This window comes from Thalassotalea sp. Y01 (genome assembly GCF_012932945.1).
Lineage (GTDB): Bacteria > Pseudomonadota > Gammaproteobacteria > Enterobacterales > Alteromonadaceae > Thalassotalea_A.
Genome location: NZ_JABBXG010000005.1, coordinates 68,310 through 83,690, shown reverse-complemented (window position 1 = coordinate 83,690; position 15,381 = coordinate 68,310). Strand labels below are relative to the sequence as shown.

Annotated in this window: 15 protein-coding genes; 8 read left to right on the top strand and 7 right to left on the bottom strand. The window is 42.9% G+C overall.

Annotated features, from left to right (window positions below; genetic code table 11):
• The 4 genes from HII16_RS16760 to HII16_RS08670 form a co-directional block, all read right to left on the bottom strand.
• Positions 1-201 (bottom strand): hypothetical protein (locus HII16_RS16760; protein ID WP_211183465.1); only part of this gene is annotated, 201 nt, incomplete at its 3' end.
• A gap of 70 nt (positions 202-271) precedes the next feature.
• Entirely contained in the window at positions 272-922 is a 651-nt protein-coding gene (locus tag HII16_RS08680; RefSeq protein WP_169129339.1) for a thiopurine S-methyltransferase, read from the bottom strand.
• A 5-nt stretch (positions 923-927) separates the two neighbouring features.
• Positions 928-1,959: a protease SohB gene (gene sohB, locus HII16_RS08675; protein ID WP_169129337.1), complete on the bottom strand. Its 1,032-nt coding sequence runs from the start codon at positions 1,957-1,959 to the stop codon at positions 928-930.
• Positions 1,960-2,084: 125 nt separating this feature from the next.
• Positions 2,085-4,433: a VolA/Pla-1 family phospholipase gene (locus HII16_RS08670; RefSeq protein ID WP_169129335.1), complete on the bottom strand. Its 2,349-nt coding sequence runs from the start codon at positions 4,431-4,433 to the stop codon at positions 2,085-2,087.
• 246 nt (positions 4,434-4,679) lie between these two features.
• Between HII16_RS08670 and HII16_RS08665 the strand changes: the two genes are divergently transcribed.
• Together HII16_RS08665 and HII16_RS08660 are read left to right on the top strand one after the other, a co-directional pair.
• A complete protein-coding gene (locus HII16_RS08665) occupies positions 4,680-5,420 on the top strand; it encodes a YciK family oxidoreductase (protein WP_169129333.1) in 741 nt (246 codons plus the stop codon).
• A 351-nt stretch (positions 5,421-5,771) separates the two neighbouring features.
• The gene (locus tag HII16_RS08660) at positions 5,772-6,590 is read left to right on the top strand and encodes a hypothetical protein (protein ID WP_169129331.1); all 819 of its coding nucleotides are present in this window, start codon (positions 5,772-5,774) and stop codon (positions 6,588-6,590) included.
• Positions 6,591-6,617: 27 nt separating this feature from the next.
• On the opposite strand, the gene prmC is transcribed toward HII16_RS08660, so the two are convergent.
• From prmC to hemA, 3 genes are read right to left on the bottom strand one after another with little or no spacing between them, the layout of a single operon-like run.
• Entirely contained in the window at positions 6,618-7,478 is an 861-nt protein-coding gene (prmC, locus tag HII16_RS08655) for a peptide chain release factor N(5)-glutamine methyltransferase (RefSeq protein ID WP_169129329.1), read from the bottom strand.
• Positions 7,479-7,522: 44 nt separating this feature from the next.
• Positions 7,523-8,611: a peptide chain release factor 1 gene (gene prfA, locus HII16_RS08650; protein WP_169129327.1), complete on the bottom strand. Its 1,089-nt coding sequence runs from the start codon at positions 8,609-8,611 to the stop codon at positions 7,523-7,525.
• Between the two features lie 55 nt (positions 8,612-8,666).
• Complete coding sequence (gene hemA / locus HII16_RS08645) at positions 8,667-9,938, bottom strand: glutamyl-tRNA reductase (protein ID WP_169129325.1); 1,272 nt, start codon at positions 9,936-9,938, stop codon at positions 8,667-8,669.
• Positions 9,939-10,214: 276 nt separating this feature from the next.
• Here hemA and lolB point away from each other — a divergent pair, with 276 nt between their 5' ends.
• From lolB to ychF, 6 genes are all read left to right on the top strand, one after another.
• Complete coding sequence (lolB, locus tag HII16_RS08640; protein WP_169129323.1) at positions 10,215-10,784, top strand: lipoprotein insertase outer membrane protein LolB; 570 nt, start codon at positions 10,215-10,217, stop codon at positions 10,782-10,784.
• Positions 10,784-11,632: a 4-(cytidine 5'-diphospho)-2-C-methyl-D-erythritol kinase gene (gene ispE, locus HII16_RS08635; protein ID WP_248289561.1), complete on the top strand. Its 849-nt coding sequence runs from the start codon at positions 10,784-10,786 to the stop codon at positions 11,630-11,632. The genes lolB and ispE overlap by 1 nt, the downstream gene beginning before the upstream one ends.
• A 149-nt stretch (positions 11,633-11,781) precedes the next feature.
• The gene (locus tag HII16_RS08630; protein ID WP_135437487.1) at positions 11,782-12,729 is read left to right on the top strand and encodes a ribose-phosphate pyrophosphokinase; all 948 of its coding nucleotides are present in this window, start codon (positions 11,782-11,784) and stop codon (positions 12,727-12,729) included.
• A 223-nt stretch (positions 12,730-12,952) separates the two neighbouring features.
• On the top strand, positions 12,953-13,591 hold the full coding sequence (locus HII16_RS08625; protein WP_135437488.1) for a 50S ribosomal protein L25/general stress protein Ctc: 639 nt from the start codon (positions 12,953-12,955) through the stop codon (positions 13,589-13,591).
• A 14-nt stretch (positions 13,592-13,605) separates the two neighbouring features.
• Positions 13,606-14,196 carry an aminoacyl-tRNA hydrolase gene (gene pth / locus HII16_RS08620; RefSeq protein WP_169129319.1) on the top strand — a complete coding sequence of 197 codons (591 nt, stop codon included), beginning with the start codon at positions 13,606-13,608 and terminating at the stop codon, positions 14,194-14,196.
• A 19-nt stretch (positions 14,197-14,215) separates the two neighbouring features.
• The gene (gene ychF / locus HII16_RS08615) at positions 14,216-15,307 is read left to right on the top strand and encodes a redox-regulated ATPase YchF (RefSeq protein ID WP_169129317.1); all 1,092 of its coding nucleotides are present in this window, start codon (positions 14,216-14,218) and stop codon (positions 15,305-15,307) included.
• Positions 15,308-15,381 lie beyond the last annotated feature (74 nt).

The following is a 15,381-nucleotide window of genomic DNA, read 5'->3' as shown; positions in this document are numbered from 1 at the left end:
CCTCAAAGCCACCTCGAAACGAAGGGAGATCCCATCCAAAGGCATGATGGGATGACGGTGAATTCTTTCTATATATGAACGACTCCAAATGGCACCAAACAGCCATCCATGCATCTCTAGAAAAATATCTTTCTCAGAATAAAAAGCCCAATAGCTTACAACTATTGGGCTTTCGTCTTGTTTTAACCTCAGTAGATCCACATAAGGTAACCGGCTTGGTTAATACCAGCCTTTTTTATGGTTCTATTTTTTTACTCTTAGTCTTTCGCTCTTAGCCTTTAGAGATTATATACAAACACTCTTTTAGATGACTAAGCGGTAAATTACGGCGCGCAAACTTTTGCCCAACCAGATCTCGCTCTGCCTTTTTGCTTACCTTAAAGCCATCAAACAACTGTCGAACATCGGATTCTGGCACCGAGAACGGTGGACCGTCCATTTCGCTTTGGTCAAACTCTAACGTTAACAAAAAAACGCGAGTCTTATCTTTAATAAAGCTGCGCAAGTGGTAAGCATAATCCGCACGCATAGCCTCAGGAAAAGCAATTAAGGCTGCTCGGTCATATACCCAGTCAAATTGCTGAAACAAGTTGGCATCAAGGGCAAAGAAATCACCCTGATATATTTCCACGTTATTGGCTTTGTAGACATTAAAGCCAAGCGCTGGAGTGATTTGCGCATCGAGTTGGTTTTCTCGAAAGAAATCTTTGCAAGCGATAGCACTCAATTCACTGCCTATCACTTTAAAACGGTCGGCAAAGAACAATAAATCCGTGGATTTACCGCAAAGAGGCACAAATATGCGGCTGTCACCCGCGCTAAGCAAAGACGGAAAGTACTGCACTAATAAGGGTTGCAGTTCGTCTTGGTGAAAGCCTATTTGTTCCTTATTCCAGCAGTTTTGCCAAAATTCCTGCTTCATAGAACTTAACTCGGAAAGATGCGGTTATTCTGCCAAAGCTTACCGACAACGCGCTCAACCGACATAGAAGCGGCTTTTGATAGTTTTTCCGCGATACCTTTTTTGGTTTCAAATTTAATTTGAATGATTTTCTTATCTTTTGCCGCGCTTTGCAGATAATCATCGCTGGTTTGAATGTCATCAACCAAGCCTAACTCTTTTGCTCGCAAACCAAACCAATGTTCGCCAGTTGCAACTTGAGCCATATCTAATGATGGACGATGCTCACTAACAAACTGTTTAAACAGCTGATGGGTATCTTCCAATTCTTCTAAGAATTTTTCACGACCCTTTTCGGTATTTTCACCAAACATTGTCAGGGTGCGCTTGTACTCACCAGCGGTAAGTTGTTCAAAGTCGACGTCGTTCTTCTTCAATACTTTATGAAAATTTGGGATCTGTGCAAGCACGCCTATTGAACCAAGGATGGCAAATGGTGCAGAAATGATCTTATCGGCAACACACGCCATCATATAACCGCCACTGGCAGCAACCTTATCGACAGCAATGGTTAACGGTATTTGCTGTTGACGAATACGATCAAGTTGTGAAGATGCCAAGCCGTAACCATGGACCATGCCGCCACCACTTTCTACACGCACTAAGACTTCATCGCTTTGTTTGGCTACACTCAATACGGCGCTAATTTCTTCACGTAAACTATCAACTTCTCGAGCGTCAATGCTGCCTTTAAAGTCAATAACAAACAAACGGACAGTAGATTCTTGTTCGCCTTCTTTTTGTTTTTTCTGCTGTTCTTTATGTTGCTTCTTAAGCTCTTTTTCTCGTTGTTTAAGCTCGTCTTTGCTCAATAAGCTTTCTAACATGTGATGCTCAATATCTTCATAGCGTTCCGATAAATCCGATATTTCAAGCTCACCTTTCTTATGCTTTTGTTTTTGCGCTGCGCCTGCAATAGCGGCGATAATGGCGATAACAGCAATAACAAAAGTTACGACTTTGGCGAAAAACAAGCCGTATTCATATAAAAATTCCAAGCCTCTCTCCTACTTGATGCTTTAGTTAATCAGTTTGATTGTACACCATTGATTTTCTGCGAAAAACCACTAAGCAAAAGAAAAGGAGGCCTAAGCCTCCTTTTTATTCAATATGTTGTAAATAATTATTGCAATACGACGCTTTCGTCGGTTACCACTATCGCCGTTCCTTTGGTAAGGAAGTAAGCGGCTATTTGCTGTTGAATTTCAAATGTCGCTGCTGCACTTGCGGTTGGGTCAAGCAATGAACCGTGATCACCGGCAACAAACTTCACCGCACCTGAAATTGGTGTTTCTGATAAGGTCGTTTGCGATACTTGAGGCACACCTAACAAACCGATAAGTGGCGTTGAACCCGACAACGGTGATGTAGCAACCTCTAGAGGAATAACCGTATCGGCAGGAACATCCATGCCATTACCAACCATCTCAACTAAGTGCAATGGTGTACCATTTGCACGAAGCGGGCCGGCGTAGTTAATCATATCCGCTGAATCAACAATAGCTTGCGCTGCAAACGTCCACTGAGCAAATGCACCGGCAACTTCAGGGGTTACCATACCGTTTTGCTCGAATGCGTTCCAAAACGCAACCATAGCATCAGGTGACGCACTTGCACCACCAACTGAGGCTGCAGCTTCTGCAAACTCAGGCGATAAGCTGATAGCTAGGTTGTACTTAATCAAAGGACCAAATGTTGGTGACGCCATACCAAAATTAGGTACACCGCCTGCCGCTGACGCTAATGATGCAGCTTTTACATTGAACAAACCATCAACCATAGGATCCATTGGTGTGTTAGTCATTGCTAAGAAGTTTACGCCCGTTAGTGCACCTAATGAGTGACCAACATAAAATACTTCACTGCTATCGATGTTCGCACCTTGCAAGAAGTTAATACCCATACGAAGTGCCATGGCATCTGCCGCACTTTGTCTGAAGTTATCACGACCACTTACTAAGTTGGCGATATTGATGTAGTAGAATGGATTCGCAGCCGCTTCAACTTCAGCAACACCGTCATCATCCAGATCGTAACCACGAGAGTTATGCAATGGGTGATCGATAGCAATGGTTGCAAAACCATTGGCAGAAAGAATCCCCGTTAACGCCATCATGTCTTCTTTACGAGAAGTAATACCGTGTTGCAACATAACCACAGGCCAGCCACTTTCTGGCTCAGCGATTTGACCTGGCATACCTAACGCCGCACGAACAATGTTGGCAACAACTGGGTCAGGTACAGTCATTTGAACATCAAGGGTTTCCATTGACTGTACCGCTGGAATAGGGTTGTACTTGGTTAAGTTACGCTCAGTATCAATACCTAAATCTCGTAGACCAAAACTCATACATGCCGCATCAGTTGGACTTTGTGGCTCTACCGGTAGGTCAGTAGCAAACGCCAACATAGCGCCTGAATCACACAATGCGCTCCATGATGTGGTTTCTGATAAATCACCAGTCATTGGTGTTTTCAAGTAATAAGGTACGGTTACCTGGCCACCGAAAACCTTTGCACTTTTATAAAGTGGTACTAATTCCGGATCAGCTGGATCAAGACGACCGGCAGCAATTAACGCATCGGCAGCAGTAAAGCCTGCATCAGCAACCATAACCGCAGGGGTTGGGAACATTGCTGTTTGTGGGTTTAACGACGCTGCAAGTAATTGCTTGGTGACACCTAAGCTGTCGGTAACTGACTGCGTTGTCATCGCCGCAGTGTAGGTAATGCTGTCACGCGGTACACCTTGTTGCGCGGTAAGCGTTTCAAAACTGTTTAATATCGCTTGTAAACCACTTAACGATGGATCAGCAATTGGTGCAACACTAGGGTCCTGACCGACTAAATCATAGGTTTCAGAACCTAGAACTGGGTTGCCTTCTGAATCTAGCAGCTTGTCGGTCAACGCCATAATGTAGGTTGTTTTTGGTTTTAGTGGTTTTAATGGTACTACCACTAAACTGCTGCCATCAGCCTGTACGACATAATCTTCGCCAAGCACAAGTTTGGCACCACCTTTACAAGCGATACCAACTGGAATTTGCGAACATTCAGCGTCGTTTAAGTCACCACCCATTACCGCTTCGAAAATGGTAATGGCATTGGTGTTAAACACGGCAACGCTGTCAAGACTAATACCGTCGGCCATATCAACATCAAGTACGAATGGTTGATGCGTTGACCAACCATCAAGGGTATTGGCGGCAACTAATGGATCTGAGAAATCGTTTGCATCAGGTACAGGAAAGTTTAACGTGCCGTCCGTTGTTCCTTGGAATAATAAGTCGTTTGGAACTGACAGAACACCGTTGGCTGGATCAAAGACAACGCGACTTGCTACTGGCGTACCCGTTTGGCCGTTACCGACCTGTTGCTCATTATCTTTTTCAACATCGCTGATGGTTTCATCATCACAAGCAGTTAAGCCAAGAGCACTTGCAATCGCAAGGCCTATCATCAGTTTTTTCATTTTTTCTCCCCAAAGGAACAACTATTACCGCCAAATGTTATTGTTTTTATAGCGATTTGTTAGAAACTTGTTAACTAGTAAGACCAGTTCTTTATATAGATAGTTAAATTACCGCAACAAGGATCATTTTGCTACTTTTTTTTACACATTATAACAACTGATAATCAGCTTATTGTAAAATTAGTGTCGAATCCCTTAGCAACAGCAGGTAGAATACGCACAAGCACAAAATGGAAGCATACATTAATGACTGAATTCATTGTGACAGATAACTGTCTGGAAAATAAAACAATATTAGTAACCGGTGCCGGTGATGGCATTGGCAAAACCGCCGCTATGACCTACGCAAAATATGGTGCAACGGTGATTTTATTAGGAAAAACCGTTGAAAAACTGGAAGCGGTTTACGATGACATTGTTGCCGCCGGTCTACCAGAGCCCGCTATCGTGCCTTTGGATATGAAAGGTGCTACAGCGCAACATTATAAAGATATGGTCAATACCATTGTCGATCAGTTTAAACACCTTGATGGCGCATTATTAAATGCCTCAATATTGGGTGAATTGACGCCATTTACCCAAATTAATAGCCAAATTTGGGACGATGTAATGCAAGTAAACGTCACAGCGCAAATGTACCTAGCGCAAGCCTTAGTGCCGGCTCTTATAAAGGCACCTAATGCGTCGTTATTGTTTACAACTTCTGGCGTTGGTAATAAAGGTCGAGCGTTCTGGGGACCTTACAGTGTATCCAAATTTGCTACTGAAGGTATGATGCAGGTTATTGCTGATGAATACGAAGGCTCTGGCTTACGTATCAATGCTATTAACCCTGGCGCAACAGATACCAGAATGCGTCAAACCGCATTTCCAGCCGAAGATAAATCAAAAATCGCCAGCGCCGACGACATCATGCCGGCCTATGTGTATTTGATGAGCGATGTTGCACAAGCGGTTAATGGTCAGCGTATTAATGCGCAAGACTAGGGACTATTATAATGTTGAGGGTGTTTGCTGAATAAGTAAACACCCTTTTTATTTGCCACTGTTTAAACCACTGTTTTAGAAGCTATTGTTACGATTTCCCATTGATATAGCATACACATTATCTAAATGTCTTTTAATTCAAATTCGCTGTATTTCAAACACCCTGTCATTTGTTAGCGAACTCTAAATATTCATCCCCAAAAAGGTTACACCCCACACGCAACAGATAAAAAGTATTACATTTCAACACCCAAACTTTCACTTTGTACAACTTTTACACAACCCGTAGCAACTTTAGTTTTGTATGTCTAACCTTGTTCTGGCTTAACGAATAATAAAATGGACAACATTATGAAAAAGCTACTGATTACAACACTAATGGTTTTATCACTGAGCGCTTGCGAATCCGGCGATACCACATCCGATGACGTAGATTTGGAAAACAGTGACATTGAATTAAAAGTAACTATGGAGCTGCACCAACAGCAAGGTGCAAATGGCCAGCTCGAATACGCTATGGTGATGAAGGTTCAACCTATTGAAGATAATGGCTTGCAAAGCTTTTTTATCAAGATCAGCGACAGTGACTTATTTTTTATGGATATTAATGGTCGCTCATTTGATTTAACCAGCCACTTTGACCAAACCAGTAGCCTAACCGGGCTCAGTCAATACAAACTCGAAATTGCGCCATTTAGCGAGGCAATCGAAGAGATTGAATTTGAACTGTATATTGATAATCGCGCGTTTCGTGCAAAGTATTACCTTGATCAAGCGTTACGCATCTCTAGCAATAGTGCAGGTTATGCCGGCTTTGATCCACGATATGATGTACTGGATATATCCTGGGTCGGTGCTAACTTACCGTTACAGGTTGATATTGAGCAAAGCATAGCAACGCAACTGACACCAAGTGACGATGTGTTAAGCAATTTATGTGCATTAGACAAACGAACCGTAAATACCCAGCCTCATCAAACTATTAGTGTGACGGCGAGAGCTAGCTACTTACCTTGCGCACAAAACCCGCAAGACATCCTTTATATGGGTTCACAGTTTTTTGTAGAGCAAGAAACAGAAAAACTTCGCCCGTCATATTCATCATTTGCCAGCAGCAAGTTTAAATTAACGCAAAGTTATCTGTTGCAACACAGTTGGCAAAGGCAATAAATCTTAGAGCGCTAACACATATGACAGTTATTGATATACACCCATGGTAATGCGTGGGTTTCCGCCATAATCATAATAGGTATGAATTTTTTGAAATCCATGTTCTTTAAGCAACGCTTGTACCCCTTGGTGTTGCTCAAATCCGTGTTCAAGATACAAGGCGCCGCCGCTATTTAGGTAATCGCGCGCGGTATTGATAATGTGTTGGATATCACGAAAGCCATTATCTTTTGCTACCAGAGCAGACAACGGCTCAAAACGCACATCGCCTTGGCTTAAATGAGGGTCGTGCTCGTCTATATAAGGAGGGTTAGAGACGATAACATCAAACCTTTTTTCAACAGCAATCTGACTAAACCAATCACTTTGATAAATAGCGACATGTTGCAGTGATAAGCGTTCACGGTTTTGTTTGGCAAGATTTACCACATCGTGATGGTAATCTACCGCATCAACTCGCCAATGTGGCTTTTCATGTGCCAACGCCAAGGCGATGGCACCAGTACCTGTGCCTAAGTCAAGCACAGCTCCCTGTTGTTGCGGGTGATTATTTAACACCGCTTCGACTAAAGTTTCAGTATCGGCTCTTGGAATTAAGGTACAATCTGCGACCTTAAACGACAAAGACCAAAACTCTTGCGTACCGAGAATATAAGCGATGGGTTCGCCCTGTTTACGTCGTACAACATAATCCAGAAAGGTTTGATATTGTTGTTCACTGAGTACATTTTCGGGCCAGGTCAATAAGTAACTTTTTGGTTTACCGAGTACCTCACACAGTAACATTTCACTATCGACTTTAGCGTCATGCTTATCAGCAGTTAACGTAATATCTTTGGATGATAAAAAGCAGTCTTTGGCAAATGCCAAACACTGCTTTATGCTCATGTGTTGCGAGGGGTTCACGGCAATACCAGTCTGTTAGTCTGAGCTTAATTTTGCTCAGCAAGAGCGGCGAGAAGATCAGCTTGGTTTTCTTGCATGATTGGTTCAAGTACCAATTGCAAGTTACCTTCCATCACTTCACCTAATCTATATAGAGTTAAGTTGATGCGATGATCTGTCATTCGGCTTTGTGGGTAGTTATAGGTACGTATACGTTCTGAACGATCACCACTGGCAACCAATGAACGACGCGATGACTCTTCTTCCGAACGTCGTTTGTCATCTTCAGCCTGCTGTAAGCGCGCGGCAAGTACTGACATCGCTTGCGCACGGTTTTTATGCTGTGAACGTTGATCCTGACACTCGACCACAATACCGGTAGGCATATGGGTAATACGTATCGCCGAGTCCGTTTTGTTAACATGCTGACCACCAGCACCGGAGGCTCTAAAAGTATCGACTTTCAAATCAGCTTTGTTAATTTCAATTGCTTGTGATTCTGGGATTTCCGGCATCACCACTACAGTACAGGCAGAAGTATGAACACGACCTTGAGATTCGGTTTCTGGTACACGTTGTACACGGTGTCCACCACTTTCGTATTTCATTTGACCGTATACGCCGTCACCATTAAATTTAACAATGATTTCTTTGTAACCGCCATGCTCGCCTTCGTTCATGTTTATGACTTCGCTGCTCCAACCTTGCTTTTCAGCGTAGCGGCTATACATGCGATATAAGTCACCGGCGAAGATTGCCGCTTCATCACCACCGGCACCAGCACGAATTTCAACAAAACAATTGTTATCATCGTTTGGATCTTTGGGTAGTAACAGAATCTGTAAATCGTGGGTTAAGGTCTCAATCGACTCTTTAGCCTCTTTAAACTCTTCCTGTGCCATTTCGCGCATGTCAGGGTCATCGTCTTTTAACATTTCTTGAGCCATGGCAAAATTGTCTTCCGCCTGCTTATAATCGTTAAAAACTTTTGTGACTTCTTCAAGCTGAGAAAACTCTTGCGACAAGGCTCGAAACTTATCTTGATCGCCAATCACATCTGGATCTGATAATAAGTGTTGAACTTCTTCAAAGCGCTCAACCAGAATTTCCAGTTTTTGGTATACCGATTCTTTCATGTAGTTATTTTCACCAAAAGATTAAAATATTGTGAGATGTCTGCGTGGTTTAAATCTAGTTATCTTTCGAGTCTAAATCAAAAACGTCATGTAAATAGATAAGCTTGTCTAGCTCACCACCTTGTGCAGCCTGTTGAATTGCACGCGTTGGTGCGTGCATTAAGTTATTGGTTAATTTAGTCGCCAACTCCGCCATTACCGCCTGCGGGTCTTTGTTATTCGCTAATTGTTGCTTAGCTTTTAATAACAGTTCATTACGACGACCTAAGCACTGGTTACGATAAGCAACGACTGAATTTTGCGTATTTAAGCCGCGCAACCACGCCATAAAGTCATCAGTACCGCTACCGACAATTTTTTCGGCATCAATTGCAGCTTTACGACGGTTTTCCATATTTTGTGCAACAATGCCCTGTAAATCATCAACGGTATATAGGAAAACATCCTCTAGCTCCCCTACTTGCTCCTCTATGTCTCGAGGCACCGCAATATCGACCATAAATATAGGTCTATGACGACGTTTTTCTAGGGCTTGTTCAATCATACCTTTACCGAGTATCGGCAAGGTCGAACCTGTTGAAGATATAACAATATCCGCATCACAGATGTGCTCTGGAATTTGCGCTAAGGTAATAACTTCAGCGCCAATTTCACGTGCCATATTTTCAGCGCGAGCAACGGTGCGGTTGGCAACGGTAATTTTACTGACTTGATTGTCATACAAGTGTTTGGCAACCAATTCAATGGTTTCACCCGCACCAATCAGCAATACTTTTGATTTTTTCAGGTTAGCAAATATGTGCTTGGCTAGGTTTACAGCGGCAAACGCCACAGAAACCGCACTTGAGCCTATCTCGGTTTCAGTACGCACTTCTTTTGCGACACCGAATGTTCGTTGAAATAAGCGCTCCATCACTACTTGCATAGAACCTGCAGCTTTAGCCTGTGAATACGCTTGCTTCATCTGGCCGAGTATTTGTGGTTCACCTAAAATAAGAGAATCTAAACCACAAGCTACACGCATCATATGATTAACGGCTTGACTGTCATGGTGCCAATACAAAGAAGGCGCAATCAGATTTGATGATACTTTGTGGTATTGTTGTAACCAATCAATGATTTGCTGTTGCACAACATCCAACGGTCGGTCTTGCACAAAATACAATTCCGTACGATTACAGGTCGACAGGATAGCGGCTTCTTTGCACTCTAAATCGTCTACCATCTGCTGCAAAGCATGAGTCAGATTGTCTGGGGTAAAGGCCACTTTTTCGCGCACCGATACCGGCGCGGTTTTATGGTTTATTCCGACAGCAAATATGGACATATAATAACAACGAACCTGTATTGTTTTGCCTTTCTCAACATAAACGTTGAAAATTGCGACACTTGTATCAACAAACTAGTGAAAAAAATCTAATTAGCTGTTAATTTTACGAGATTCGGGCAAAGATGAAAAGACACCAGCCCAGATAACAATAACTTTTTTGAGGTTTTTAGCTGATTTATGACAGTTTCCCTGCTCCAGCGCACACATCAAAATAATAAAACAAGCAAGGCGACGCTGCCGTTTGCGTCATTACTACGGCTATTTTCCCTGTTTATGGTAATTGCTATTAGTGGTTGCCAAACCTTATATAGTGATAGCGAGCTTTATCAAAACCAAAAGTTGCGAGAACAAAGTCTTAGTGACGTTAATGACTGGCTTATTCGCGGAAAAATCGCATTTATTGCACCGGATGAAAAACAAAGTGCTAATTTATATTGGCGCCGAATTGGTGAAAATCAGCAACTGAGATTGACCACCTTTTTAGGGGTTAACGTATTAAGTATAGAATCTAAAGACGGTATGCACACCATCACGGTTGATGGCAACACCTACCAAGATCAAGATCTTGATTACTTAATACAAAGTGTCTCTGGTATCGCCTTGCCCGTCGCAGCTCTTAGTCAATGGTTAAAAGGTTTGCCATACAGTGACTCTGACCAATTCCAATACAGCGATAGCACACAATTACCAAGCCAACTCAGTGCCGAAGTTAATGGCAAGCAATATCAGCTCGAGTATCAGAGCTATACCTTAGTCAATAACTTGCGTCTCACCAACAAGCTCAGCATTGATTATAAAGACATGCGCATCAAATTAGCCATTAGTGAATGGGAGTTGCTTTGATGTCTGATAATTTTATCCGCTTTAGCAGCGTCGCTAAAATTAATCGGTTTTTGCATATTACCGGCCGTCGTCAAGATGGCTATCATGAATTGCAATCGGTATTCCAATTCCTCAATTTTGGTGATTTTCTCGAGTATAAAGTTACCCAAACTGGAAACATAAATTTACTAACACCGATTGCTGGCGTCGATAATGACAGTAATTTAATTGTCAAAGCGGCTAACGCACTAAAGCCATTCGCCAGCGTCGACCTTGGTGTTGACATCAAACTAGAGAAAAACCTGCCGATGGGTGGCGGTTTGGGCGGTGGCTCGTCAAATGCGGCAACCACGTTACTGGCATTAAATGCCTTGTGGAAACTTGACCTTGACCAGCAAACCCTTATAAATATTGGTGTTAAACTCGGTGCTGATGTCCCAGTATTTATTAAAGGAGTGACTGCTTTTGCCGAAGGTATCGGTGAAAAGCTGCAACCATTTCACTGCGATCAACCTTGGTTTTTAGTCACCATACCAGGGGTTGAAATATCAACTGCAAGCGTGTTTACGCATAAAGATTTGCCACGCTCGACTGCAAAACATACTATAGAAGAGATTGATATCGATCAGTGTGTTAATGATTGCGAAGCACTGGTAAGAAAACTGTATCCTGAGGTTGAAAAGTTGATGGCTTGGTTGCTAGAATACGCGCCGTCAAGACTAACAGGTACTGGTGCTTGTATTTTCTCGACTTTTTCTGATAAAAAGTCAGCGGAACAATTACAAGCGAAATTACCAAAAGGAGTTAAATCCTTTGTTGCTCAAGGTCTGACACAAACACCCACACTGCATGAGTTACAGCAGTTGTAGGGAATTACCGACCATAAAGTTGGTACAGATGCTAACATTAAAGCTAGTTAGCAACGCAGCCTTGGTTTTGAAGACCGATAGACTGCAATAGCGGCTTCAAGGTTAAGTGTATTATGTTTAATGATGTCAAAGTTTCTGAGGAACTGACAGTGCCTGACATGAAAATTTTTGCGGGTAACGCCACCCCTGAACTGGCTAAAAAGATCGCCGATCGTTTATACATCAGCATTGGTGATGCGAAAGTAGGCAGCTTCAGCGATGGTGAAATCAGCGTTGAAATTACTGAGAACGTTCGTGGTTCTGACGTTTTTATTATCCAATCTACTTGTGCTCCAACGAACAATAACCTTATGGAATTGATTGTAATGGTCGATGCGTTACGTCGTGCATCTGCCGGCCGTATTACCGCTGTTATTCCTTACTTCGGTTATGCTCGTCAAGACCGTCGTGTACGTAGTGCGCGTGTGCCAATTACGGCGAAAGTGGTTGCTGACTTCTTATCGAGTGTAGGTGTTGACCGTGTACTTACAGTTGATTTGCACGCAGAACAAATTCAAGGTTTCTTCGACGTACCAGTAGATAATGTATTCGGCTCGCCAATATTGCTTGAAGACATGTTAGGTAAAGAATTAGATAACCCAGTGATTGTCTCTCCAGACATTGGTGGTGTTGTACGTGCACGTGCCGTTGCCAAACTGTTAGACGATACTGACTTAGCCATCATCGACAAACGTCGTCCAAAAGCGAATGTATCGCAAGTTATGCATATAATTGGTGATGTTGAAGGTCGTGACTGTATTATCGTTGATGACATGATTGACACTGGCGGTACGCTATGTAAAGCGGCTGAAGCACTAAAAGAACATGGTGCTCGTCGTGTATTTGCTTATGCAACTCACCCAGTATTCAGTGGCAATGCCGCAGAAAACATTCGCAACTCTGTTATTGATGAAATGGTGGTTACCGATTCAATTCCTTTATCAGATGAATTCAAGTCAATAGACAAGGTTCGCCAGCTGTCATTATCAGGCATGTTGTCAGAAGCCATTCGTCGCGTTAGCAACGAAGAGTCTATCTCGGCAATGTTCGAAGCGTAATAAGCTACAAATAATGACAAAAAAGTGCGCCTTATGGCGCACTTTTTGTTTGTTAATGGTGTGAAAAGTGTTATCATGCCGCGCCTTTTTATGGTAAGTGCCCGTTTTACTTGTACTTACCATAGCAGTTGAATCCATTTATATGTTGAAGGGGTTTAGCTACGGATTGTTTTTTGGTCGCGAAAAGCAATAAATTTTAATTTTTTATTTAAGAGATAATATCATGGATATTTTAAATCTAGATGCTGAAGTACGTACAGACTTGGGGAAAGGTGCGAGCCGCCGCCTACGTCATGCGAACAAAGTTCCAGCTATCGTTTACGGTACAGGTGCTGATGCAGTATCTATCACTCTAGCTCACAACAAAGTTTACCGTGCGCAAGAAGAAGAAGCTTTTTACTCACAAGTTCTTACTTTAAATGTTGACGGTAAGTCAGTTGATGTAGTGCTAAAAGACATGCAACGTCACCCGTTCAAGCAGCAAATCATGCACTTGGACTTCTTGCGTGTTGACGCTAAGAAAGAACTTCACCAGCACGTTCCACTTCACTTCATCAACGAAGAAGAAGTAACTAAAGGTGGCGTTACTCTAGCTCACACTGCAAACGACATTGAAGTTGCTTGTTTGCCAGCAGATCTACCAGAGTTCATCGAAGTTGATTGTGCAGGCATGGAAGTTGGTCAAACTCTTCACTTGTCAGACATCACTCTTCCTAAAGGTGTGACTTCTGTAGAACTAGCTAAAGGCGAAGATCACGACCAAGCGGTTGTATCTGCGAACGCTCCTAAAGCCGCAAGCTCAGACAGCGAAGAAGCTGACGAAGCTGCTGCTGAAGGTGGTGAAGAAGCAGCTGAAGAATAATCGCGAGGGCAACCTTGACGACTAATATTCAGTTGGTTGTGGGCCTGGGTAATCCAGGCCCCGAATACTCTAGAACCCGCCATAATGCAGGTGTCTGGTTTGTTGAAGAACTTGCTAGACAATATAATATCTCCCTGTCTCCCGACAAAAAATATCATGGCATGTACGGCAAAGGCCTAATAGGCGATAACGTCGTTCACTTATTGATCCCGACAACATTTATGAATCGAAGTGGTAAGGCAGTCGCGCCTTTAGCCAACTTTTTCCGCATTCCTGTTGACAACATTTTGGTCGCTCATGACGAACTGGATCTTGATCCTGGCGTGGTGAAAATCAAACAAGGTGGTGGTCATGGTGGTCATAACGGTTTAAGAGACATCATCGCTTGCATGGCGAATCAAAAAGATTTCTATCGTCTTAGGGTTGGCATTGGTCACCCTGGGCACAAAGATAGAGTCAGTGGTTATGTGTTGGGCAAAGCCCCACAAAACGAGCAGGCTCTATTCGATCAATGTATAGATGAAGCAGCACGCTGCTTTGCAATCTGGGAAAAAGACGGCTTGAAGAAAGCGCAAAACCGTCTACATTCCTTTAAAGCGCAATAACAGTACAGGATTATCAACCATGGGTTTTAAGTGTGGTATTGTTGGTTTACCTAATGTCGGTAAATCTACCCTTTTCAATGCATTAACCAAAGCGGGTATCGAGGCGGCAAACTTTCCGTTCTGTACCATCGAACCAAATACCGGTGTTGTACCTGTACCAGATCCACGTCTGGACAAAATTGCCAGTATTGTTAGCCCAGAACGTGTTATTGCCACGACCATGGAATTTGTTGATATCGCCGGTCTTGTTGCTGGTGCGTCAAAAGGTGAAGGCCTAGGTAACAAGTTTTTAGGTAACATTCGTGAAACAGATGCAATTGGTCATGTTGTTCGTTGTTTTGAAAACGAAAACATCGTGCACGTATCAGGTAAAGTTAATCCTAAAGAAGATATTGACGTTATAAATACTGAGTTAGCATTAGCCGATATGGAAGCGGCAGAGCGAGCATTAACGCGCCAAGCTAAAAAAGCCAAAGGCGGCGATAAAGACGCTAAATTTGAATTACCTATTCTCGAAAAAATACTTGCTCACGTTGAAGAAGGCCACATGATCCGTTCGTTAGAATTAACGAAAGAAGAGATCGCTGCGGTTAAATACTTAAACTTCTTAACCATCAAGCCAACCATGTACATTGCTAACGTTAATGACGATGGCTTTGAAGACAACCCTTACCTTGATCAAGTCCGTGAAATCGCCGAATCAGAAGGCGCTGTTGTGGTACCTGTGTGTGCTGAAATTGAAGGCGAGCTGTCTGAAATGGACGAAGATGACCGTGAGATGTTTATGGAAGAGATGGGCTTAGAAGAGCCAGGTCTTAACCGTGTGATCAATTCAGGCTATGGTTTATTAAACCTGCAAACGTATTTTACCGCTGGCGTAAAAGAAGTGCGTGCATGGACGTTTAAGCACAACTCGACCGCACCACAAGCGGCTGGTGTGATTCACACTGACTTTGAACGTGGTTTTATCCGTGCCGAAGTAGTTGGCTATAACGATTTTATTGACTGCAATGGTGAATCAGGCGCTAAAGAAGCCGGTAAATGGCGTTTAGAAGGTAAAGACTACCTTGTTAAAGATGGCGACGTTATTCACTTCCGCTTCAACGTTTAAAACGCGTCTCACACTCGTTTAACAGCATGTAAGCAATGCAAAAGTCACTGCTTTACAAACAGCAAAAAGCCCGT

Bases quoted from the DNA above. Each gene is read 5' to 3' on its own strand.
- HII16_RS08680 (WP_169129339.1), bottom strand. From the start codon at position 922: ATGAAGCAGGAATTTTGGCAAAACTGCTGGAATAAGGAACAAATAGGC.
- HII16_RS08670 (WP_169129335.1), bottom strand. From the start codon at position 4,433: ATGAAAAAACTGATGATAGGCCTTGCGATTGCAAGTGCTCTTGGCTTA.
- HII16_RS08665 (WP_169129333.1), top strand. From the start codon at position 4,680: ATGACTGAATTCATTGTGACAGATAACTGTCTGGAAAATAAAACAATA.
- HII16_RS08660 (WP_169129331.1), top strand. From the start codon at position 5,772: ATGAAAAAGCTACTGATTACAACACTAATGGTTTTATCACTGAGCGCT.
- prmC (WP_169129329.1), bottom strand. From the start codon at position 7,478: ATGAGCATAAAGCAGTGTTTGGCATTTGCCAAAGACTGCTTTTTATCA.
- prfA (WP_169129327.1), bottom strand. From the start codon at position 8,611: ATGAAAGAATCGGTATACCAAAAACTGGAAATTCTGGTTGAGCGCTTT.
- hemA (WP_169129325.1), bottom strand. From the start codon at position 9,938: ATGTCCATATTTGCTGTCGGAATAAACCATAAAACCGCGCCGGTATCG.
- lolB (WP_169129323.1), top strand. From the start codon at position 10,215: ATGGTAATTGCTATTAGTGGTTGCCAAACCTTATATAGTGATAGCGAG.
- ispE (WP_248289561.1), top strand. From the start codon at position 10,784: ATGTCTGATAATTTTATCCGCTTTAGCAGCGTCGCTAAAATTAATCGG.
- HII16_RS08625 (WP_135437488.1), top strand. From the start codon at position 12,953: ATGGATATTTTAAATCTAGATGCTGAAGTACGTACAGACTTGGGGAAA.
- ychF (WP_169129317.1), top strand. From the start codon at position 14,216: ATGGGTTTTAAGTGTGGTATTGTTGGTTTACCTAATGTCGGTAAATCT.